We start from the raw sequence: 23,182 nt of genomic DNA, 5'->3' as shown, positions 1-23,182 counted from the left end.
GTCGGCTCACGCCTCCGGAACGGCTACCAACTAGAGTATGGCGAGTGTGGTTGATTTAAAAGAGTATCAGGAGCGGACAATTGTATTTCATAACTCCTGCTCATTACCGAATTCGGTAGCAGTTGCTGAGGCGCTAGCCGAAGCGGCTGCGCTGAGAATCGTCAGGCTCCCCCTCTCCCTTAGGAGAGGGGGCCGGGGGTGAGGCCCCTTCAACCACTTTACCCCGCGTCGGTGGCAACGCGGTACTCGGGGTCTTCGAGGATGTTGACTTCGATGAGGGCCCCGGCGTTTTGCAGCAGTTGGCGGCAGTCGGGGCTGAGGTGGCGCAGGTGCAGGGTTTTGCCCAGGCGCTGGTACCGTTCGGTGAGCTTGTGCAGCGCATCAATGCCCGACATATCGGCCACGCGGCTTTCCCGGAAGTCTATTACTACGTTGGTGGGGTCGGCTTGCACCTCGAACTTGTCGGTGAAGGCCTGCACCGAGCCGAAGAACAGCGGCCCGTAGATTTCGTAGTGCTTGGCGCCAGCGGCATCCACGTACTTGCGGGCCCGGATGCGCTTGGCATTCTCCCAGGCAAAGGCCAGCGCCGATACCACCACACCCAGCAGTACCGCCAGCGCCAGGTTCTGCGAAACAGCCGTTACCAGCGTTACCAGCAGCATCACCAGCACGTCAGTAAGCGGCATGCGGCGCAGAATGCGTAAGCTGGCCCACTCAAAGGTGCCAAGCACCACCATAAACATCACGCCCACCAGCGCCGCCAGCGGCAGCCGCTCAATCAGGCCGGAACCGGCCACCACAAACAGCGCCAGCGCCACCGCCGCTACCACCCCCGAGAGCCGCCCGCGCCCCCTGGATTCCAAGTTGACCATCGTTTGGCCGATCATCGCGCAGCCGCCCATCCCACCAAAAAGGCCGGAGGTGATGTTAGCTAGGCCCTGCGCCACGCAGTCTTGGTTGCCGTGCCCGCGGGTATCGGTCATTTCATCTACCACCGTGAGGGTCAGCAGGCTTTCAGTGAGGCCCACCAGCGCCATGATAACGGCATAGGGAAACACCACGGCCAGGGTGTGCCACGCCAGCGGCACCTGCGGCACATGAAACTGCGGCAACCCGCCCGCAATGGAGGCAATGTCGCCCACCGACTTGGTGTTGAGCCCACCCAGAATCACCAGCGCCGATACCACCACAATGGCCGTGAGCGAAGCGGGTACCGCCTTGGTGAGCTTGGGCAGGAAGTACACAATGGCCATGGTAAGCGCCACCAGCCCCAGCATCAGCAGCAGCGGCGTACCCGTCAGCCACTGTTCGGCGCCGGTTGCGTCGCGCACCTTAAACTGCTCCAGTTGGGCCATGAAGATGATAACCGCCAGCCCATTCACGAAGCCATACACCACCGGCTGCGGTACCAACCGAATAAACTTGCCGAAGCGCAGCAGCCCAATCATCACCTGAATAACACCCATCAGAGCCACAGCGGCAAACAGGTATTCCACGCCGTGCTGCACCACTAGGCTCACAATCACCACCGCCACCGAGCCGGCCGCCCCCGAAATCATGCCCGGTCGGCCCCCAAATACGCTGGTGATAAGGCAGATAATGAAAGCCGAGCCGATGCCTACCAGCGGGCTGATGTGGGCCAGCAGCGCAAAAGCTACCACCTCCGGTACCAGGGCCAGCGCCGTAGTCAGGCCGGCGAGAATTTCGTTTTTAACGTTGACTTTATACTGCGCCAGATACGGCAGAACTTGAAACATAACACACTGAGTGAAGGCAAAAGAAAAGCCGCACACTTCCGGCAGGAAGCAGCGGCAATGGGCAAACGAGCCAGTCCTCAGGGTGGGGTGAGCTTGAAAACAGAAGAAGCGTTTGGATGCATAAGCAGCCGCAAAGGTACGCAGCCGAGCACCAAAACAGCCTGAAAAATGGCCTTAGCCTTTCACCCGGCCACAGTATTTCAGGTTGGCTACTGCCTTCTTGGGAAGATAATAGCCCGCCTGAAATACTAGTAGAGCGGAAAACAAACGGTTATGGCACCTGCACCCGCACGGTGCCACGTCGTCCGTCCGGCGCGGTGGCTTCCACGAGGTAGGTGCCCGCGGGCAGGCCGCGCAGGGCCGTGGTGGCACGGCCGGGCGTAGTAGTGGCACGGGCAACCTGCCGGCCCACCAGGTCGCGCACGGCGAGTTGCAGGGGCTGCGCGCTGCCGGGCAGTTCCACCGTAAACTCGCCGCTCACCACCGGGTTGGGGTAGGCGCGTAACGCACCCGTTAGTGCCTGGCTGCTACGGGAGCTGGCCACAATGGAATTGAGGCTGGGCTCGGCGGAAAACCAGATGCCAAAGAACGGCCGCACCACCTGAAACGAGTTGCCGTGGTAGAGCTGCAACGCCGGCTGCGACGAGTTTTCACGGTAGAAAACCGTTTGTAGAATCTGCCGCTGCTCACCCTGCTGTATGCCCAACGTGCGCAACAACAACGTCGGGGCTGGCTGGTTGCCCACATACAGGCTGTCGGTTTCACGCAGCACCGTGTACACCATAATGGCCGGAAACGACGCCTGCCCGCCTGCCGGGGCCGGAAGCTGCATGGTACCGAAACCCGCCACCGAATCAAGCTGCGTGAAAGAGCGCACCAGCCGAACCGGCGCCGCATTTAGGCCCAGCTGCCGCACGGTGGCTTGCAGCTGCACCTCGGCCCGGTACGCCGCCGTTCTGATACCGCTCACCGGAAATTGCAGCCGATAGGCACTGCCCTGGTAGGCTACCGTTTGAGCCGGCAAACGCAGAAAGTCGTTGGCGGTGGTATCGGCGGCGTTGCGGATGCGCCATTGCTGCACCTGAAGCGTGTAGCCCAGGCGTTGCAGGCCCGCAGGCGTAAGGGCTTCATACTGCTGCCCGGCAAAACCCGCCCAAAGCCCATACACCGCCACCGCGTATTGCTGGGTGGTGCGCTGGGTGGTGGCGTAGCTGCGCGTAGCAGCAGGAAAAGGACTGGCTGCTGAGGGCGTCTGGTAGGTGTTTTCCAGCACCGCCGAATCGGCTACCAGGTTGCCGTAGTTCCACAACTGGTTGGCGCCCGGCCGCGGCACCGTAAACGAGGTCAGCTGGCGCCGATGAACCGGTAGGTAGCGTTCCAGCACGTTCGGGTAAGCTGGAAAATTTGCCTGCGTGATGGTGAAAGGAGCGGTTTGGGCCTGCGTGGCGGCGGAAACACCCAGCAAAACATACAGGAGCAGTAGCAGCTTTTTCATGGTGAGTGGGATAAGCCAAGGTTGATGGAGCGAGGCCCTTGCCCCGCTTACTGGGGCATGACCAACAGACGAATCAGAGCGTTGCGTCGACTACAAATTTTATTCACGTGGAAAGTGGTTTGCCTGTGACATAACCGGTTGACCTTTAGTGAATAAAATATATAGTTTCCTTGATGTTACGTCTGGCTCCTGGATTGGTTTTCGGCTAGTCTGGTGGTAAGCTCAGCAGGGTGCCGTAACTGGGCGCACATAGTAGCTTGGCACCACCCATGCGGCCCCTGTCTTCTTTCATTGGAGAGTTTTTCTGTAACCCGGCCACGGTTGGCGCCCTCATACCCAGCTTCCGCGAGCTGACGGATAAGGTTACGCGGTACCCCTGTTCTTCAACAGCGCCACCCGCGTTGTGGAATACGGCCCTGATACCGGCGTTTTCACCGACAGCCTGATTTAGCCCCGCCGGCCTACGGGCTGGTGTAGGAGCCGTTGAGCGAAAAAGAGTAGCGCGCTATAGAATGTATTTGCCTAGCTCAGCAAGTCGAGCAACTCCTGCTGGGTCAAGGACTTCACAAACGCTACGTCAGTTTTAATCAGGTCCTGCGCCAGCTCGCGCTTGGCGTCTTGCAGCTTCATGATTTTCTCTTCGATGGTATCGGGGCAGATGAGGCGCACGGCTACCACGTTCTTGGTTTGGCCGATGCGGTGGCTCCGGTCGATGGCCTGGTTTTCCACGGCCGGGTTCCACCACGGGTCCACGAGGTACACGTAATCGGCCTGGGTGAGGTTGAGGCCGGTGCCGCCGGCTTTCAAACTCACCAGAAACACCCGGACCGCGTCGTTCTGCTGAAAGTTATTGACAGCGGCGGCGCGGTTTCTGGTTTGGCCGGTCAGGTACTCGAAGGCAATACCAGCGGCGTGCAGCTCCCGCTTAATGAGGTCGAGCATGGTTACGAACTGCGAGAAAACCAGGATTTTGTGCTGCGGCGCCCGGTTGCGGATTTCCTCTAGCAGCGCCTCCAGCTTGGCCGATTGCTGGCCGTAGCTTTCCTCATCGGGAAGCAGGGCGGGGGAGTTGCAGATCTGGCGCAGCTTGGTGAGGCCTTGCAGGATGTGCATGCTGTCTTTGCCAGGCAGGTCGTCGCGCAAGCCCAGCAGCATGTCGTGGAATTCCTTGCGGCAAGCCTCGTACACCTGGCGCTGCTCGGCGCCCATTTCACAGTACAGCACCATCTCGGTTTTGGCGGGCAGCTCGCGAGCCACCTGCGTTTTGGTGCGGCGCAGTACAAACGGGCTGATTTTGCGTTGCAAGGCCCGCGCCTTCCGGTCGTCCTTGAACTTGTCGATGGGCGAGCCGAAGAGGTCGGTGAAGTGCTGCCGGCTGCCCAGCAAGCCGGGGCAGGCAAAGGAAAGCTGCCCGTACAAGTCGAAGGTATTGTTCTCCACCGGCGTACCCGTGAGTGCCACCCGGTTGCGGGCTTGCAGCAAACAAGCCGCCTTGTAGCGTTGCGAATCCGGGTTTTTGATGGCCTGCGACTCGTCCAGAAACACGTAGTTGAACGTGTATTCCCTGAGCTGCCGAATATCGGATACCACGGTGTTGTAGGTGGTTAGCACAACGTCGAAGCCGTCGAACCCGTGGGCGCCCAGGCGGCGGGTGGTGCCGTGCAGCACGTGCACGCGCAAGGTGGGCGCAAACTTCTGCACCTCGGCCTGCCAGTTGAACACCAGGGAAGTGGGCACCACTACCAGGTTGGCGGCGGCGTGGCCTTTCACGCGCTGCAAGAGGATGAACGCCAGCACCTGCACGGTTTTGCCCAGGCCCATATCATCGGCCAGACAGCCACCGAAGTTGAACGTGTCCAGGAAATTCAGCCAGTTCAGGCCCTGTTGCTGGTAGTCGCGCAGGGTGGTGCGCAGCTCGGGCGGTACTGCCACCGGCATAATGCCGGTAAAATCGGCTACGGCGGCCTGATAAGTGGCCAGGCGCTCCTGGGCGCTGGCGGCCAGGGCTTCGGGGTCGTAGAGTTCCTGAATGGTAGTGAAGCTCACGCTCGGCGTGCGGATTTTGTCGTCAACCACCGTGCCCGCCGCAAAGTAGCGGGTGAACTTGTCGAGCCACTCCTGGGGCAGAATCCCGCGCGTACCGTCATCGAGGCGCACGTAGCGGCTCTTGTTGCGGATAGCCTGATGCACCTGCCACAACGACGCCTGCTGCTTACCGAACCGCACCCGCAGCTGGGTATCAAACCAGTTGGTTTCGCCGGTTACGCGCACCGAAATGCGCGCCCGGTGGGGGTTCAGGGTGTTGTTTTTGAGCTGGTTGAAGCCCAGTACGGTAATCTGCTCCTGCCGCCAATCCTCAAACGCCGCCAGAAACCATTCTTCGTCGAGAAACTGCGTTTTCGGCACGTACAGGTAGTCTTGCCGCAGCTGCTCTTGAAACTCGGGCCGCTGGCGCAGCAACGCCCCCAGAAACCGTAGCTCCGCCGTGTCGTCGCGCTCCAGCGCAAAGGTCCGGCCCAGCTCATCGGTGCCCAGCAGCTGCCGCCGGCTCAGAATCGAGACTTCCTGGGGGCCGTAGCGCATCACGGGCAGCAGCTCCACTTGCTGGCCGGCATCGGAGAGGTAGAGCAGCCGCTCCGGGGGCTGGTGGTAGCCGCTGCTGGCAAGCTGCTGCGGGGTGGCCGGCCGGGCGTAGGAGTAGCTGACGTGGACCCGGTTTTCCAGGTGGGCCAGCACGTCTTGCCGAAACTCCTCGAACTTACTTTGGTGAATCAGCAGGGTGTTGTTGCGCTGCTTGAAAAACTCGATAACCCGCCATACTTCCAGGTCCTCAATCAGATACAGCGCCTCGTTGGCGGCCACAAAATACTCGTAGCGCACCGCCAGGGTCTTCAGCTCCACGGGCTGGTCGTGGAGCAGCAGGTGGCCGGCCACTTCGTAGAACTCGCCTTTCAGGTTCACTTGCAAGCGTAAATCGGCGGGGGCGGTGCGCACCGTGAGCGGCGCAAGGGCCGCCGCCGTCAGCTTATCCGACACGGCCGGCATATGGGCGAAATACGGCAGGCTAGCGGGGTTGTGCAGGATGGCCCGTAACGCCTCCACCGACGCCGTGGAACGAGTATCGTCGTAGTTGTTCTGGAAGCGGGCCACGCCAGTATAGAACTTCAACTCGGCCGCATCATCAAGCTGCCAGATATTGTCTAGCGGGTTGAGCAGGGTAATGGGGTTCTTGAGCTTGCCGGCGGCCGTGCGGGTAGCTTCAGCTAGCTGCACCGTCAGGTGGCCGTAGTATTTGTGCTTGCTGAAAACAATAATGTGCTGGTTTTCAGTGTCTGAGCCCACAGTGCGCCGCTGCGGGGCCAGCTGCCCGACCAACTCCTGCTTGGTGGTGGCCGTGAGGGCAAGCAGCCCCGCCTGCCGCGGCGTCACGAGCACCGAGGGCCGGGCATACGTCAGCTCGAAATAGTCATCCAGATTGGGCGCAGCTTCCAGGCCGTATTCGCGGGCGGTGGCTTGCAGCAACTCCCGCCGCTGCCGGGCATCGAAGAATACGCGCAGTTCTGGCCGCCGCAGAATATCAAGCAATACCTGCGCCTGATGCTCGCACAAGCTGGTTTTGGGTGCCGAACAAGGGCAGGTCAATAGCACGCCCTGAACCAGCTGCTCCACCGTCACCGTTGGAAATTCGTTTTCACCCGGCACGGGTATGGAACTGGTAAACCGGCCGTAGCTCAGCGTAATCGTGTCGGGCTGGATGGCCGTCAGCGCCCGGACCGGCGTCACAAATTGCGCCGGGCAGTGCCGCAGAACATCGGCGCTGCTTAGCGTAGCTACCGAAGCTCCCGCCAGCAGATAGGGCTGAGGTTGTGGTTCGTCTTCTGGTAGGTCGGGGGATATGGTATTGGGCAATTGAGGCATACACGGGCGTTCAGCTGAGCAAGATACAGGCGGATGCACGAAGCTCGTGCTTTGTGCATCCGTGCTGCTTGCTAAGCAAACCCCGGCCGTCATTCAAGGATACGCGAAGCTAAGCTACCCACCACTATTACCGGCTCCGGTAGTCAGCCAGAATGCCCTCGTACATCCAGTTGGCCATGGCCTGCCGGTTGTCGGGTATCAGGAAGCGGCGTTGGTCTTTGGCATTGCGGATGTTGCCTAGCTCCATAAATACGGCCGGGGCCCGGCTGTTGCGCACCACAAACAGCGTATTGCGCGCCGACACCGTGCCCGAATACGGGCGGTTGGGCTGGGCGCGCTTGTAGCGGGCCGTAAACATCCTATGAATGTTCTGGGCCAGCCGTTTGCCTACCGCGCTGCTGGAATTGTGGTAAAAAAACACATCAATATTCTTGCCTTCGCTGCGGCTATCCACGTGCAGCCCTAGGAAGCGCTGGTACGCACCTTTGTGCCTGGGGTAGAGCGCATTCACGGCGTTGATACGCTGGCGCAACCGGGCCAGCTGGTTGCGCGGAATCGGCTGGCTGGGATAAGTAACCTCGTCGTAATCAGGTAGTAGCACGGCTTGGTCGCGGATACCGTCGTTGGGGTCCCGGATGATGAGGTACACCAGCGCGCCGTGCATGTACAGCACCCGCGCCAGCCGCAGCGTTACGTCATAAGCATACTCATCCTCGGCCAAGGTGTGGCTGCCGTACTTGCCCATGGCGCCGGGGTCGGGGCCGCCGTGGCCCGAGGAGAGGTAGAATACCGCGCCCCGCAGCAACCCATCAGAAGGCACCGCCCCGTAGTTTTTGCCGAAAAAACTGGTTAAGGGCAATACCACTTTCTTCGGGACGGCGGCAGTCTTGCCCGTGGTGCGCGGCTTGATGGGGCGCACGGCGGCCACCGGGCGGCGCACCAGCGGCGGCAGCCGGTACTGGCGGCCGGCCACCAAGGTTTTGTTTTTGCCGAGGGTGGCCCGGTTGAGGGCCAGAAATGCTCGTTGGTACGTGGCCGGCGCCAAGCCGTGGCGGCGCAAAAGCGTGTAGGTATTGTCGCCGCGCCGCGCTACTACTCGCCGGTATGTGGCTTGGCTAAACGCAAGGGCAGAAGCCAGTAGAAGCAGGAGGGAGAGGACAGCAGTACGCAAAAGCAAGAAACGGGTAGAGGAAGTGCAAAAAGCTATTCTATACGGCAAGAGTACAAAAAAACGAGCGGCTCTGCACCTTAAATAGTACCATCACACGAAGTAGGGACAAGCAAGGCCGCTGCTCGACGCTAAGCAAAGGACGGTTTCCAACGCAGCTTCAGAGGCTGCCGGCTACTTGTCACGCGCCCCGTTTTTCAGGTCGTTATCTGCCTCAGCGTGCCCGTTTCAGCAGGGAATGTGCAGAACCAGATACCTTGCAGACGAGTTTTAGCCTAAGTTCACGCTTCCATTTTACCGCCCAGCACCTCCCGTTCATCACATGGCCAAGGCAAAGAAACGTCTGTCGATTGCCGACCTCGCGCAGGAATTGGGAGTGTCCGTATCCACTATTTCGCGGGCGCTCAACAACGCCCCCGACGTTAGTGAAACCACCAAAGCGCAGGTATGGGAGCTGGCCCGGCGGCTCGATTTTCAGACCAATACCTTGGCGGCAGCTCTCCGAAGTGGCCGGAGCAACATGCTGGGAGTGGTAGTGCCGCACATCAACGGGGCTTTCTTTCCCGAGGTGGTTCATGGAATTGAAGACCTAGCCAGTGAGGCCGGCTTCAACGTTATGATTTGCCAATCCAATGAAGAAGTAACCAGAGAGGAAAAGCAGATTGATGCCCTGCTGAAGGCGCAGGTAGATGGCGTGTTGGTATCCATATCGGCCACAACGCACACGTTCGGGCACTTCGAGAAGGTGCGCCAGCAGGGGGTGCCCTTGGTGTTTTTCGACCGGATGCCCGACATTCCTCAGGTGTGCGGCGTGGTGCTGGACGATTACCGGGGCGCGTACCAGGTGATGGAGCATCTGCTGGCGCAGGGCTGCCGCCGAATTGCTCACCTAGCGGGCCCGCCGCTGCTGAATACCACGTTTCAGCGGCATCGGGCCTACCGGGAGGCGCTACTGGCCCACGGCCTGCCCTACGAACCACACCTGGTAGTGCAGCTAACCGAATCGGATATGGCGGCCGGGGCGGCGGCCATGGAGCAACTGCTTCAGCTGCCCGAGCTACCCGATGCCGTGTTTGCAGCCTACGATTTTCCGGCTGGCGGCGTATTGCAGGTGCTGGAAGCCCACCAGATTCGGGTGCCCGAGGATATGGCCGTGGCTGGGTTCAGCAACGAGCCGTTCACAACCATGGTGAAGCCCCAGCTAACGTCCGTCGATCAGCAGGCGCGGCACATGGGCGAAACGGCCGTGAAGCTTTTCCTGCAAATGTTGAAGCGCACAGACAATTACGTGGGCCAGCGCATTGTGCTCAAGCCCAAAGTGCTGGTGCGCGACTCGTCACAATATGGCCGGGTCGCGCACCAGGCGCTGCGGCTAACCCGGTAGCCGGCCCCAGGCACGCCTGGCTATTCCAACCGGAACCAGTCGATATCGGCATTGCCGGAATCGTTGAACTTGGTCGTGCGTGAGCAGAACAAGCCCACTTTAGCCCCAATCCATTTGCCTTCCCGCGCCTGAAACTCGGTGCCCAAGGGCTGGAAATTCTGGCCATCGAGGCTGTAGCTGAACTGGCATTTGGCGCCTGGCTTCACGGCTACCCGCAGATACAGCGGCTGTTTTGCCTGCGCGGCCGGTATTTCAACCGGGGCCGTGGTGGTTTCGGGTGCCAGCTTGTCGGCATTCTGGCAAACCGTTTCACTGAGTTGGAGCTTGCCTCCTGCATTGGTAATTGCTATGTACGCGTAGTCGAGGCCCATCATCATTAGTCCCACTTTCTCGCCTTCTATCCGGGGGCTGAAAGTAAGTTTAGTGGTGGCCGTAAACACGTCGGCGGGCAGCTTTTGGAGCAGTAGGTTCGGGACCTGCCAGTAGTTTTTGAAGTTTTCGGGCAGCATCACCGAGTACATCCGCAAGTAGCCCTGCGGCCCGTTCAGGTAGGCCCAATAGTCCTGGGGGTTGGCGTGCCACTGCCATTGTAAGCCTAAGCTGGTATCCGAAAACTCGTCGGAAGTGGCGGGCGTGGCTACGGGTTGGGCTTTGGCCTTGATGCGCGGCTTGCGGTAGGTGAGCACCGGCTGGCCTTTGCCGTCGCCATCGGGGTCTTCGCCAATCACGGGCCAGTCGTTCTTCCACGTCATCGGCTGCAAATGCACAACGCGCCCATACGGCCCCTGATCCTGGAAATGCAGAAACCAGTCTTCGCCCGTATCGGTATCCACCCAAGCACCCTGGTGCGGCCCATTAACAGGCGTTTTGCCCTGGTCCATCACAATGCGCTCTTCGTAGGGGCCGTACACGTTTTTGGAGCGTAGCACCAACTGCCAGCCGGTGGGCACCCCGCCGGCCGGCGCAAAAATATAGTAGTACCCGTTGCGCTTATAAAACTTAGGGCCTTCCAGGGTGGGGTGGGCGGCGTGGCCATCAAAAACCAGCGCATCGTCGCCGGTGAGGCTGAGGCCATCCGGTGCCATCGGCGACACAGCCAGTATCGTTTTGATACCGGCCCGCGACCCGGCAAAGCCGTGTACCAGGTAGGCCTTGCCGTTTTCGTCCCAAAGCGGACACGGATCAATCCAGCCCTTAGCTTCCTTGATGCACACCGGCGCCGACCACGGCCCGGCCGGATTTTTGGCTTTCGTCACGAAAATACCCAGGTCCGGATCGGGGTAATAAATGTAGAATTCTTTGTTGTGGTAGCGAATGGCCGGGGCCCACACGCCATTGCCGTGCTGTAGCTCCCGGTAGCGCGCCAACGGCGGCTGCTGCTGGAATACCGCCCCAATAATAGTCCAATTGACCAAGTCCTTGGAATGCAGAATCTGCAAGCCCGGCACGGCGTTGAAGCTGGAAGAAGTGAGGTAGAAATCAGAACCTACGCGCACCACATCAGGGTCGGAGTAATCGGCGTAGAGCACTGGATTCTTGTAGGTTCCGTTGCCCAAGTCTGGTACCCACACTTTCGACAAAGCAGTTGGAGTTTGCGCTTGGGTTGGGTGGTTGCCGAAGAGCAGTACAAGCGCCGCTGCCTGCCAAGAACATCTGGCTATAGTACTTATCTGCCTGCCAATACGCATCAATAAAGTGGACCTCATGCAACAGAATTAAGGAGATTTCGAAGACGAAAAAGTAGGGTATTTCGGCGGTAAAGTAAGACTGATTTCCTGATATGTACTATTTGGAAACGTTGCCAACCTACTCGCAAAGATTAACTTTTAACGCTTACTCCACCGATTAGCCAGAACTGGCATGCTGCATTTCATGGCTTGAGGCAGGAAGAGCAAAGAGTAGTATTAATGATGATGTAAGATTCAGAAAATGAGGTTAGTGTAGGCTGTGATGGGCATTTGATGATAATGTGCTCCTGGTTCTTAAGCTGAATTTTAAAGGGTTTTTTCAGGAAGTTTAGGGTAAGAGGTAGGTGCCAATACAGTGGTTGAATCGAGTGACAACGTTCCCGGAAACGTTCCCGGTACTTATTTCGCCATTATGCTTGATTCGTAGAAGAGTATTATTCACCTTTCCTACCCGCTTGGCTAAGGCTCGTGGTATTAGAGCCTGTTATTTCGTCTATCCCATCTTCCTCAAGTTTATGTCAAACAGGTACCGCAGTGCACTCAGTGGGTTGCCGTCGTTAGCTGTTTGGGCTGGTGCTACGCTCAGCTGTATGGCAATGAGTAGCCTGCCTGGCTATGGCCAGCGGCTGGTAGCTTTTCCGGGAGCGGAGGGAGCGGGCAAGTACACGTCGGGTGGGCGCGGGACAACGGCGGTACCAACTGTGGTGTTTGCCGTAACAAGCCTAGCCGATACCAACACGCCTGGCACCCTACGGTACGCGCTAAGCCAGCCAGCAACGGCGGCCCCGCACCGGACCGTTGTATTTCGGGTGTGTGGCACTATTCATTTGACTTCCGGCCTGCGCATTCCGGCCAATACCACCCTTGCCGGGCAAACTGCCCCCGGCGCGGGAATCTGCCTAGCCGACCAGGAAGTAACCGTGAATGGCAACAACGTCATCGTGCGGTTTATGCGCTTCCGCCTCGGCGACCGGTACCAGAACGGGGGCATGGTGAACGGCAGCGGCGACGACGACGCGTTTGGGGGCCGCTTCAACACCAAAACCATCATCGACCACTGCTCGATGAGCTGGAGCACCGACGAGGCCTTCTCGTTTTACCAAGGCGACAGCACCACGTTGCAATGGAACCTGATCAGTGAGCCGCTCAACTACTCCTACCATTTTGAAACCGGAGATACCGATTTCGAGGAGCACGGCTACGGTGGGGTGTGGGGTTCCCGCAATGGCTCGTTTCACCACAACCTGATTGCGCATTGCAAAGGCCGCATGCCCCGTTTTTCGGGTAGCGGGGGCCTGACGCCAGCCGTGCAGGGCGCCGAGAAGTGCGACTTCCGCAACAACGTTATCTACAACTGGGTGTCGTACAGCACCAATGGGGGCGAAGGGGGCTACTACAACGTGGTGAACAACTATTACAAGTATGGCCCCAATACCCAAACGGCCAGTACCAGCGGCGTACCCCGGCGCCAGATGATTATGAACCCCAGCATTTCGGCCACGCTGCCTTACCCCCAAGTGTACCTGGCGGGCAATTACGTGGATGGCTCGGCGGCCGTAACTACCCGCAACTGGCGCGGCATTGCCATGGCCGGCGGCACCCCAGCCGACACGGTGCAATCAAAAGCCTCGACGCCGTTCAGCGTAATTGCGGTGCCCACCCAAACCGCCACCGATGCCTACGAAGCAGTGCTCAACAACGCCGGTTGCGTACTGCCGGCGCGTGATACGCTCGACCAACGCATTGTAAACAACGTGCGCAACCGCACGGGCCGCGTGATTGACGTGCAGGGCGGCTACCCGCATGGCACGCCATACAGCACGTCGCAGGGGGCATGGCCGGCGCTTACCTGCGGAGCCGCCCCCCCCGATACCGACCAGGATGGCATGCCCGACGCCTGGGAAACCAGCCACGGCCTGAACCCCACCAATGCCGCCGACCGGCAAGGCCTTGCGCCTAACGGCTATACCAACCTCGAAAACTACCTCAACGGCCTTGCGGCGGTGGTCATGGGCACCAAACCGCCCACCAAAGCACTTCGCCTGGGAGTGTACCCCAACCCGGCCCAAACCCAGCTAACCCTTACGCATCCGGTCAGCCGGCAACCAGCTCAGGCTGAGGTGTTTGCTTTCGATGGCCGGCGGGTGGCTACGCTGCTCATTGCGGCTGGTACCACCGAAACCTCCGTTGCGCTGCACCAACTGATGCGCGGCAACTATTTCATCCGCTACTCGGGTGAGGCCGGCGAGTTGTCGGCCAAGGTCATGCGCAACTAACGCTCCTGCCCTACGGCAGTAACAGCGGGCCACGGCAGTGGTTTCGAGTGGCTGTCGGCTCTGCTCTAGCTTCTAAATTTCCCACCATTCCTTCCTAACGCAATGAAAAAACGTTTACTTCTGCTGGGGCTCCCCCTGTGCAGTACCGCCGTGCTAGCGCAGCAAGCCCGGGTCATTCAGGGCACCGTTACTTCCACGGAGCGTAGCGAAACCCTACCCGGCGCAACGATAGTGGTAAAAGGCACCACGCTGGGCGCCAGCACCGATGCCGAAGGCCGTTTTAGTTTGACGCTGCCGGCTAGCACCACCGGCGACGTAGTGCTGCGCATCAGCTCCATCGGGTTCATCTCGCAGGACGTGGCCGTAGACAAAGGCCAGACCAGCATCCAGGTGAAGATGGCGCCCGACAACAAAACCCTCGACGACGTGGTGGTTATCGGGTTCCAGGCTGTGAAGCGGGATGATGTGGTGGGCTCCATTTCGTCGGTTAATGCCCAGCAAATCAAGGATATTCCCGTCAACTCGGCGGCCGAGGCCCTGACCGGGCGGCTGGCAGGGGTGCAGCTCACTTCCTCGGAAGGTACGCCGGGTGCCGATGTGCGCATTCGGGTGCGGGGTGGCGGCTCTATCACCCAGGACAACTCGCCGCTGTACGTAGTGGATGGGGTGCAGTTGGAAAATGCGCTGTCGGTTATTTCGCCCCAGGATATTCAGTCGGTGGACGTGCTGAAGGATGCGGCTGCCACGGCCATTTATGGTGCCCGTGGCGCCAATGGCGTCGTGATTATCACCACCAAAAACGGTATTGAGGGCCGCACGGTCATCACCTACAACGGTTTTGCCGGAGTGCGGCAGCTGGTGAAAAAGCTGGATGTGCTCAAGCCCGGCGAGTTCATCGACCTGCAATACGAGCGGGCCGTGCGCAACGATTTGGCCAACTTCCGTGGTGCCTACGGGTCGCGCAACTACCTGAGCGATACGCTGGCGCGGGCCCGGCAGTCGCCTTTCACTGATTGGCAGGAGGAAGTGTTTGGGCGCGAAGCCTTCCAGCAAACCCACAACCTCACGGTATCGGGCGGCGGCAAAGGCACGGTGTACTCGCTGAGCTTAACCACCAACCGGGAGCAAGGCATTCAGCTGGCCTCCGACTTCCGGCGCAAGCTCCTCAACTTCCGCCTCGACAACAAAGCCACTGACAAGCTGCGCATCGGCTTCAACGTGCGCCTCAACGACCAAGTGGTGGAAGGCGCAGGCACGGCCAGCGGCGGGTTGTCCAGCTCGTCGCGGCTGCGCAATACGGTGCAGTACCGGCCCTTCACCGAGAACCTGGGCACGGGCATCGTGCTCGACCCCACGCAGGAAGACGAAGAATATTACATCCTGAGCGGTGGCAATACCGGCCTCATCAACCCAATTGTGCTGGCCACCGCCGAATACCGGCGCGACCGGCAGCGGTTGGCCAACTCCAGCGCCTACGCCAACTTCAACTTCACCAAAAGCCTGAGTATCCGCTCCACGTTCGGGGTGGACTACCGCACCACCCGCGCCGAGGCGTTTAACAGCAAAGTGACTGGGGTGGCCCGCCAGAACGGCAACCAGCCCACGGCGTCTATCAACACGGGCACCCAGCTTACGCTCAACAACTCCAACGTGCTGAGCTATACCATGCCCGCCAAAGGCAAGCACACGTTTGACGCGCTGCTGGGCCACGAGGTGTACCAGACGCTGAATAACTCGCTGAACATTTCCACGTTCTACCTGCCCACCGACATCGAGCCTGAAAAGGCGCTGGCCAACTTCAACCAGGCCCAGGCACCTTCGGGCTTCATTCAACCCTCGCCCACCACCAACGAAGACCCGAACCGCATTCTGTCGGGCTTTACGCGGGTGAACTACTCCTACAACGACCGGTACCTGTTCACGGGCACTATGCGGGTAGATGGCTCCTCGAAGTTCCGGCAGGGGCAGCGGGTGGGCTACTTCCCGGCCGCCGCCGTGGCGTGGCGCATCTCGCGCGAGAAGTTCATGGAACCCCTCACGGTGGTATCAGACCTGAAGCTGCGCCTGAGCTACGGCTTGGCCGGCAACAACCGAATTGCCAACAACTTGTTCCGCGAAACTTTTGTATCCAACGGGGTGGAGTACGCGCTGGAAGGTGGCCGCACTCCTGGTTTGGCTACTACGGCGCTGGCTAATCCCAACTTGAAGTGGGAAACCACCCAGTCGCGCAACCTGGGCCTCGACCTGAGCTTGCTCAACAACCGGTTTCAGTTCACAGCCGACGCTTACTACAATACCACGTACGACCTGCTGATTGCGCAGCCGGTGCCCGTTACCTCGGGCTACAACACCCAGCTGCGCAACATCGGCGAAACCTCGAACCGTGGGATTGAGCTGCAACTCAGCGGCACGGTTATTCAAACGCCTGCTTTCACCTGGACGGCCAACTACAACATGTCGTTCAATAGCAACCGGGTGGAAAGCCTGGGCGGCCAGCCCTACCTGCCCGGTATCAACTCCGGCTGGACCTCCGACACCGGCACCGACTACTACGTGACGCCGGGCCGGGCCGTGGGCCTGATGTATGGCTACGTAACCGACGGCTGGTATAAAGTGGAAGACTTCGACGCCACGCAAACCGCTACCGGCACCTGGAACTACGTGTTGAAGGCTGGCGTGCCCAGCAACAACGGGGTAGTAGCCGACAACACCGGTACTTCCGTGGCCGGCGTGATTCAGCCAACGCCTGGCGCCATCAAATTCAAGGACCTCAACGGCGACGGAGTGGTGGATACCAACGACCGGACGGTGATTGGCAACGCCAACCCCAAATTCACCGGCGGCCTCAACCAGCAGTTTGCTTACAAAGGTTTTGATGCCAGCGTGTTTGTGAACTTTGTGTACGGCAACGACATCTACAACGCCAACAAGATTGATTTCACCAGCGGCTACAACGCCAACCAGAACGTGCTGGGCATTATGCGGGACCGGTGGAAAACCATTGACACCGAAGGCAACCTCGTAACCGAGCCAACCGCCCTGGCCGCCCTCAACGAAAACACGAAAATCTGGCGTCCTACCCGTGGCCGGTATTTGCTGCACTCCTGGGCTATTGAAGACGGTTCGTTCCTGCGCATCAACAACATCACCATCGGCTATACCATTCCGAAAGCCCTGACGCAGCGCATCAAGCTCAACACGGTACGCTTCTACGTCACGGGCAACAACCTGTATACGTTCACCAATTACTCCGGCTACGACCCCGAGGTAAATACCCGCCGCGGCACTCCGCTCACGCCGGGCGTTGATTATGCCGCCTATCCGCGCAGCCGGGCCTTCCTGTTCGGCGTGAACCTTTCCCTCTAAAATTCCCACTCGATACCGACCATGAAACGCTCCTTTTTCCGGCCCGCGCTGGCCGTGGCACTAGTTGCCTCCCTCACGGCCACTTATTCCTGCAAAGACTACCTTGATGTAAGCCCCGATTCGGCCTACATTTCCGAGGACGTATTCAACAACGTAGCCAACGCCAACAGTGCCGTTATTGGTGCCTACGATCCGCTTTCCGGCGACAACGGCTACGGCGTACGGCTCTCCACCGGCTACCCCTCCGACACCGACGAAGGCCAGAACCGGGCCGGCGCGGCCGACGGCGGCAGCCGCGACATCAACCGCTACCGTGTAACGCCGGGCACCACCGAGCTGATTGCGCCCTTCACGACCCTGTACTTGGGAGTGGAGCGGGCCAACATCTGCATCAAAAACATTCCGCAGATGGCTCTCTACAACACCGGCACCGCAACCGAGCAGAAGGCGCTGCGCCGCATGCACGGCGAGGTGCTGGCGTTGCGGGCGTTGTACTACATGGAAATTGTGCGCAACTGGGGCGACGTGCCAGCGCAGTTCGAGCCCTCGTCGGCCTACGCCGACCTAAACCTGCCGCAAACCGACCGCAACATCATCTACGACCGAATTCTGGACGATCTGGCGCTGGCCTCGCGGCTGCTGCCGTGGCGCCGCGAGTCGGATGCCAATGCCTACGAGCGGTTTACGAAAGGGGCGGCCAAAGCCATGCGGGCCCGTATTGCGCTGGCCCGCGCGGGCTGGCGCTCCAACGCCAGCACCGGCCGAATGGAGCGCCCCAACGACTACCTGACGTACTACACCATGGCCCGGGCCGAGTCCGACACGCTGCTGCGTAACCGCAGCCAGCACACGCTCAACCCCAGCTACGAGGCCGTATGGCGCAACATCAACGAGCTGCGTTTCGACACGCAGTACGGCGAAATCATGTTTGAAGTGGCTATGGGCTCGGGCTCGGCAGCCTCCGACAGCAAGCTCGGCTACAACAACGGCCCGCGCCTGGATGTGGCCTCGCGCTGGGGCCAGGGCGGCGGCTCGTACACCATCAACCCCAACTACTTCTACGCCTTCGACTCGGTGGACACCCGCCGCGACGTGACCGTGACGCTGTATCAGACCGTGGCCACCACGCCCAACACCCAAACCAGCACCACGCTCAACGCCCTGCGCGACGGCAAATTCCGCCGCGACTGGCGGGTGCCGCTGCTCACCGGCTCGTCGCAAACGCTGGGCTTGAACTGGCCGATTATCCGCTTTGCTGATGTGCTGTTGATGTTTGCTGAGGCCCAGAACGAGCTGGCCGGCCCCGGCGTAGCCTACAATGGCATTACGCCGGTGCAGGCGCTGGAAGAAGTGCGCCGCCGGGCGTATCCGGCCGCGCGCTACGTGGCGTTGCCCGCTACGCAGGTAGGCACCAAGGAAACCTTCTTCAATGCCTTGGTGAAAGAGCGCCTGCTGGAGTTTGGCGGCGAAGGTATCCGGAAGTACGACCTGATTCGCTGGAACCTATTGGGCGCCAAGATTGCCGAAGCCAAAGCCCAGCTGACGGAGATGCGCAACGGTACCGGCGCCTATGCCAATGTTCCGCTCTACGTGTATGGCTACGCCGTGAACGACCAGTTGCGCTATGCTCGGTCGCTCTACCGCCCAACTACCCTTACCGCAACCACCTACACGATTCCGGGCACTTCGCCGGCCGTAGTAGCTACCCGCTTCAACTGGCGGCAGGCCCTCACCGGCACGTCCACCTTTATCGAGCTGCTGGCCGCCAACTACGTACCGAACACCGGCGACGAGCTGCTGGCTTTCCCGCAAAGCGTGGTGGATACCAACCCCAACCTCAAGCAGAATTTCGGTTACTAGCTGAAAAACAGGGCGGTGTGCAACGGCCGTGGGAATCCGGAGCACCGTCTGGGGCAGTTTCGTTGGATGCCACCCGGCATTTCACGGAACTGCCCCCGTTTTTTGATTGCCAGCTAGCCGCTCCAACGCTTACGAATGAGAAGCCGTGTAGGACTTCCCTACGCAAACAAGTAAGGTTTACGACAAAACCGAGAACGAGCGGAGTGCGCAGGTAGGTACGCCCGGCATGTGCGCAACAATCCTGGCTCGGCCACCCCGTGGACTACGCTATGCGAGGAGTGGCTGCTGGAAAATGGGCTTTATTAAAGAAAAGAAGTAACATGGGCCGTTTGCCCTTGCATAAGCTCGACGCTACTGGTATGAATAACTTTTTGCTACGACTGGCCACGGCCTTTATCGTTCTGTGCCTCATGGCCTTCAGCGCGCCGCCGGCCAAAATCACCGTCTACCTTATCGGCGACTCCACCATGTCGATAAAAGAGGTGAAGAACTATCCGGAAACGGGGTGGGGAATGCCGTTTGCGTACTTTTTCGATGAGACCGTAACCGTGGACAACCGCGCCCAGAACGGCCGCAGCACCAAAAGCTTCGTGGCCGAAAACCGCTGGCAACCCGTGGCGGCGGCCCTCGAGGAAGGCGACTACGTGTTCATCCAGTTCGGCCACAACGACGAGGTGCCCACCAAGCGCAGCTACACCCCGGAGGCGGATTATAAGAACTACCTGATTCGCTTCATCACCGAAACCCGCGCGAAAAAAGCTACGCCGGTGCTGCTCACGCCCGTTGCGCGCCGCAAGTTTGATGCCGCGGGCAAGGTGGAAGGCACCCACGACGTGTACTCGGAAATCGTGCGCAAAACCGCCCAGGAACAGCAAGTGGCCCTCATCGACTTCGACCGGGAAAGCCAGGCCCTGTTGCAGCAAATGGGCGTCGAGAATTCCAAGCTGCTTTTCAACCAACTCACGCCCGGCGAGCATCCCAACTACCCCGATGGCAAGGAAGACAACACCCACTTCAACGAGCTGGGCGCCCGCAAAATGGCGGAAATCGTGCTGGCCGATATTCGTGGCCTCAAGCTGGAATTGGCTAACCGCATTGTAAAGCGGGCGGCGGCTAAAACCGTGGATGCCCAGGCCCGCTAACCTTGTCGGCTCGTTATTGAAAGCATCCGAATCTAAAAAGGCGGTCATGCTTCGGCAAGCTCAGCATGACAAATGACTTACAGAGCAGACTCCTTATCCAATGCCTATGAAAACGCCTGTTATGCTGCACCTTAAATACAGCCTGGGGCTGGCGCTGCTTGCAGTGCTGCTGGCTTTTACGGCACCGGCGCCACCCCGGAAAACTCGGCTCTACCTTATCGGCGACTCTACCATTGCGCAGAAAGTAGGGCAGGTGTTCCCCGAAACCGGCTGGGGTATGCCGCTGGCCACGTTTTTCGACACCGCCGCCGTAGTGGTAGATAACCGCGCCCAGAATGGCCGCAGCACGCGCACGTTTCTGGCCGAAAACCGCTGGCAGCCCATTGTGGACGCCTTGCAGCCGCAGGACTACGTCATGATTCAGTTCGGGCACAACGACGAAGCCGAAAACTACCCCGACCGGTACACCTCGCCCGCCGATTACCGCAAGAACCTAATCAAGTTCGTGACTGAGACGCGCCGCAAAAAGGCGTACCCGGTGCTGATTACGCCCGTTACGCGCCGGCGCTTCAAAAACGGCCAGCAGGAGGAAACGCACGTGGCGTACTCGGCGGCTACTAGTGAAATAGCCAACACCTACAAAGTGCCGCTGATTGACCTCGACAAAACCAGCCGGGAATTGGTGCAACAGTTCGGTGAGGAGCCCAGCAAGCTTCTGTTTCTGCAACTAGCCCCCGGCGACCATCCCAACTACCCCTACGGCCGCAACGACAACACCCATTTCAGCGAATTGGGCGCCCGCAAGATGGCGCAGCTGGTTGTGCAGGAGGTGGTGGCGCAGCGGCTGCCGGGTCTGGCAGACCACCTAGCCAAGCCCACCGCCAAAAACGCCGTACCGCCCACTTCAACCACCAAAGACGCCCAGCCTACCACTCCATGAAGCATTTTTTTACCCTTATTTGTCTGACTTGGCTGCTGATCCGCCCGGCTTTTGCCTACGACTTTGTAGTAGCGCAGGACGGCAGCGGCACCTACCGCACCGTGCAGGAAGCCTTCAACGCCGTGCCCGATTTCCGCAAGAAAGTCACCACCATCTTCATCAAGAAGGGCGTGTACAAGGAGAAGCTGGTGCTGGCGGGCTCGAAAAACCTGGTGCATCTCATCGGCGAGGACCTCACCAAAACGGTGCTCACCTACGACGACTACAACCAGAAAAAGAACATCTTCGGCGAAGACAAAGGCACCTCGGGCTCGTCGAGCATATACATCTACGGCACCGATTTTTCGGCCGAGAACCTCACCTTCCAGAACTCCTCGGGGCCCGTGGGGCAGGCGGTGGCCGTGTGGGTGGCCGGCGACAAAGCGCGCTTCAAAAACTGCCGCTTCCTAGGATTTCAGGATACGCTCTACACCTACGGCTACGGCAGCCGGCAGTATTACCAGGACTGCTACATCGAGGGCACCGTGGATTTCATTTTCGGGAGCAGCACGGCCTGGTTCGAGAACTGCACCATTTTCTGCAAGCAGAACGGCTACGTTACGGCTGCCTCCACCCCCGACAGCACCCGCTACGGCTACGTGTTCAACCGCTGCAAAATTACGGGCGACGCGCCGGCCGGCAGCTTTTACCTCGGCCGGCCCTGGCGACCCTACGCCAAAACGGTGTTCCTGTATTGCGAGCTAGGCCCGCACATCAACCCCGCCGGCTGGGACCATTGGGGCAAAGACAGCAACAAGCAAACCGCCTACTACGCCGAGTTTGGCAATAAAGGCAAAGGCGCTCAACCCAAGCAGCGCGTGCCCTGGTCCCACCAACTCACCGAGCAGGAAGCGAAACAATACACCCTCGATACGGTGCTTCGGCACTGGAACCCCAACCAAGACTAATGACGCTTTTCAAAAGAACGATACTGGCGGGTAGCCTGCTATTGGCCACGTCAACTGTGTATGCGCAAACCGCCGCCCCGGCCCCCGCTAAGCCCGCCACCCCGCCGTCCTTCAACCAAACCGTGCGGCTGGTGGTAGCCGCTGATGGCTCCGGCGACTACCGCACCATTCAGGAGGCCGTCATGGCCGTGCGCGACTTTATGCAGGTGCAAGCCACCATCTTCATCAAAAACGGCACGTACCGCGAGAAGCTGGTAATACCCTCCCAGAAAACCCACATTGCCTTGCTGGGCGAAAGCCGCGACGGAGTGATTATCACCTACGGCGACTACTCCGGCGACGCCGAAAAGCACAGCACCTACACGTCCTCCACGGTGCGGGTGCAGGGCAACGACTTTTCGGCCGAGAATATCACCTTCGAAAACTCGGCTGGCCGGGTGGGGCAGGCGGTGGCCCTGCACGTGGAAGGCGACCGGGCCGTGTTCCGGAACTGCCGCATGCTGGGCAACCAGGATACGCTATTTCTGGCCATCGAAAACAGCCGCCAGTACTACCAGAACTGCCACATCGAAGGCACCACCGACTTTATCTTCGGGGCCAGCACCGCCGTCTTCGACCACTGTACCATTTTCAGCAAGAGCGACTCCTACATTACGGCGGCGTCCACCACGCCCCGGCAGTTGTTTGGCTTGGTGTTCCTGAACTGCCAGCTCACGGCGGCTCCCGAAGCCAAGCAGGTGTACCTGGGCCGGCCATGGCGCCCGCACGCCCGCACCGTGTTCCTCAACACCGAAATGGGTGCCCACATCCGGCCCGAAGGCTGGCACAACTGGAACCAGCCCGAAACCGAGAAAACCGCCACCTACGCCGAGTATCAATCAACCGGGCCGGGCGCCAACGCCAAAGGCCGCGTGGCCTGGTCCCGCCAGCTCACGGTCAAGGAAGCCAAGCAATACACGCTCAGCACCATATTCGGCAACTGGAACCCCACGAAATAATTGCCTGAAATGGTAGAGCGGCCGCGTAGCGGCGCTAGGTTTGTAGAAAACGTGCCCGCTTTGGCGGTGCCAGAACGATTCTGGCACCGCTACGCGGCACGTCGTTCCAGAAAACCATTTATCTACTATTCTGTCATTCCGACGCAGGAGGAATCTGAGTTCAAGATGTTGAACGAGTGGATTCAGATTCCTCCTGCGTCGGAATGACAGGGCTTATTTAGGTAGAGGATGAATTATGGGCGG

At 59.8% G+C, this 23,182-nt stretch carries 13 protein-coding genes; 8 read left to right on the top strand and 5 right to left on the bottom strand.

Annotated elements, in window-relative coordinates:
• Positions 1-218: 218 nt before the first annotated feature.
• The 4 genes from J0X19_RS09470 to J0X19_RS09455 form a co-directional block, all read right to left on the bottom strand.
• Positions 219-1,757, bottom strand: coding sequence for a SulP family inorganic anion transporter (locus tag J0X19_RS09470; protein ID WP_206984089.1), 1,539 nt, complete (start codon positions 1,755-1,757; stop codon positions 219-221).
• A 271-nt stretch (positions 1,758-2,028) separates the two neighbouring features.
• Positions 2,029-3,252, bottom strand: a complete 1,224-nt coding sequence (locus J0X19_RS09465) for a T9SS type A sorting domain-containing protein (RefSeq protein WP_206984088.1) — start codon at positions 3,250-3,252, stop codon at positions 2,029-2,031.
• Between the two features lie 522 nt (positions 3,253-3,774).
• A complete protein-coding gene (locus J0X19_RS09460; RefSeq protein ID WP_206984087.1) occupies positions 3,775-7,170 on the bottom strand; it encodes a DEAD/DEAH box helicase in 3,396 nt (1,131 codons plus the stop codon).
• Between the two features lie 127 nt (positions 7,171-7,297).
• A complete protein-coding gene (locus J0X19_RS09455; protein ID WP_242582334.1) occupies positions 7,298-8,341 on the bottom strand; it encodes an N-acetylmuramoyl-L-alanine amidase family protein in 1,044 nt (347 codons plus the stop codon).
• 319 nt (positions 8,342-8,660) lie between these two features.
• Between J0X19_RS09455 and J0X19_RS09450 the strand changes: the two genes are divergently transcribed.
• Complete coding sequence (locus J0X19_RS09450) at positions 8,661-9,722, top strand: LacI family DNA-binding transcriptional regulator (protein WP_206984086.1); 1,062 nt, start codon at positions 8,661-8,663, stop codon at positions 9,720-9,722.
• 20 nt (positions 9,723-9,742) lie between these two features.
• Here J0X19_RS09450 and J0X19_RS09445 read toward each other — a convergent pair whose 3' ends face one another.
• Complete coding sequence (locus J0X19_RS09445) at positions 9,743-11,293, bottom strand: glycoside hydrolase 43 family protein (RefSeq protein ID WP_317194763.1); 1,551 nt, start codon at positions 11,291-11,293, stop codon at positions 9,743-9,745.
• Between the two features lie 713 nt (positions 11,294-12,006).
• Between J0X19_RS09445 and J0X19_RS09440 the strand changes: the two genes are divergently transcribed.
• From J0X19_RS09440 to J0X19_RS09410, 7 genes are all read left to right on the top strand, one after another.
• Positions 12,007-13,686: a T9SS type A sorting domain-containing protein gene (locus J0X19_RS09440; protein ID WP_206984085.1), complete on the top strand. Its 1,680-nt coding sequence runs from the start codon at positions 12,007-12,009 to the stop codon at positions 13,684-13,686.
• Positions 13,687-13,788: 102 nt separating this feature from the next.
• Entirely contained in the window at positions 13,789-17,052 is a 3,264-nt protein-coding gene (locus J0X19_RS09435) for a SusC/RagA family TonB-linked outer membrane protein (RefSeq protein ID WP_206984084.1), read from the top strand.
• A gap of 21 nt (positions 17,053-17,073) precedes the next feature.
• A complete protein-coding gene (locus J0X19_RS09430) occupies positions 17,074-18,912 on the top strand; it encodes a RagB/SusD family nutrient uptake outer membrane protein (protein WP_206984083.1) in 1,839 nt (612 codons plus the stop codon).
• A gap of 359 nt (positions 18,913-19,271) precedes the next feature.
• Entirely contained in the window at positions 19,272-20,054 is a 783-nt protein-coding gene (locus tag J0X19_RS09425) for a rhamnogalacturonan acetylesterase (protein ID WP_206984082.1), read from the top strand.
• A gap of 106 nt (positions 20,055-20,160) precedes the next feature.
• Complete coding sequence (locus J0X19_RS09420) at positions 20,161-20,994, top strand: rhamnogalacturonan acetylesterase (protein ID WP_242582332.1); 834 nt, start codon at positions 20,161-20,163, stop codon at positions 20,992-20,994.
• Positions 20,991-21,941: a pectinesterase family protein gene (locus J0X19_RS09415; RefSeq protein WP_206984081.1), complete on the top strand. Its 951-nt coding sequence runs from the start codon at positions 20,991-20,993 to the stop codon at positions 21,939-21,941. The genes J0X19_RS09420 and J0X19_RS09415 overlap by 4 nt, the downstream gene beginning before the upstream one ends.
• Positions 21,941-22,939: a pectinesterase family protein gene (locus J0X19_RS09410; protein WP_206984080.1), complete on the top strand. Its 999-nt coding sequence runs from the start codon at positions 21,941-21,943 to the stop codon at positions 22,937-22,939. The genes J0X19_RS09415 and J0X19_RS09410 overlap by 1 nt, the downstream gene beginning before the upstream one ends.
• Positions 22,940-23,182 lie beyond the last annotated feature (243 nt).

The organism is Hymenobacter telluris (genome assembly GCF_017313265.1).
Lineage (GTDB): Bacteria > Bacteroidota > Bacteroidia > Cytophagales > Hymenobacteraceae > Hymenobacter > Hymenobacter telluris.
Note: the sequence above shows the minus strand (reverse complement) of the source record. Positions and strands in the feature narration are given on the sequence as shown.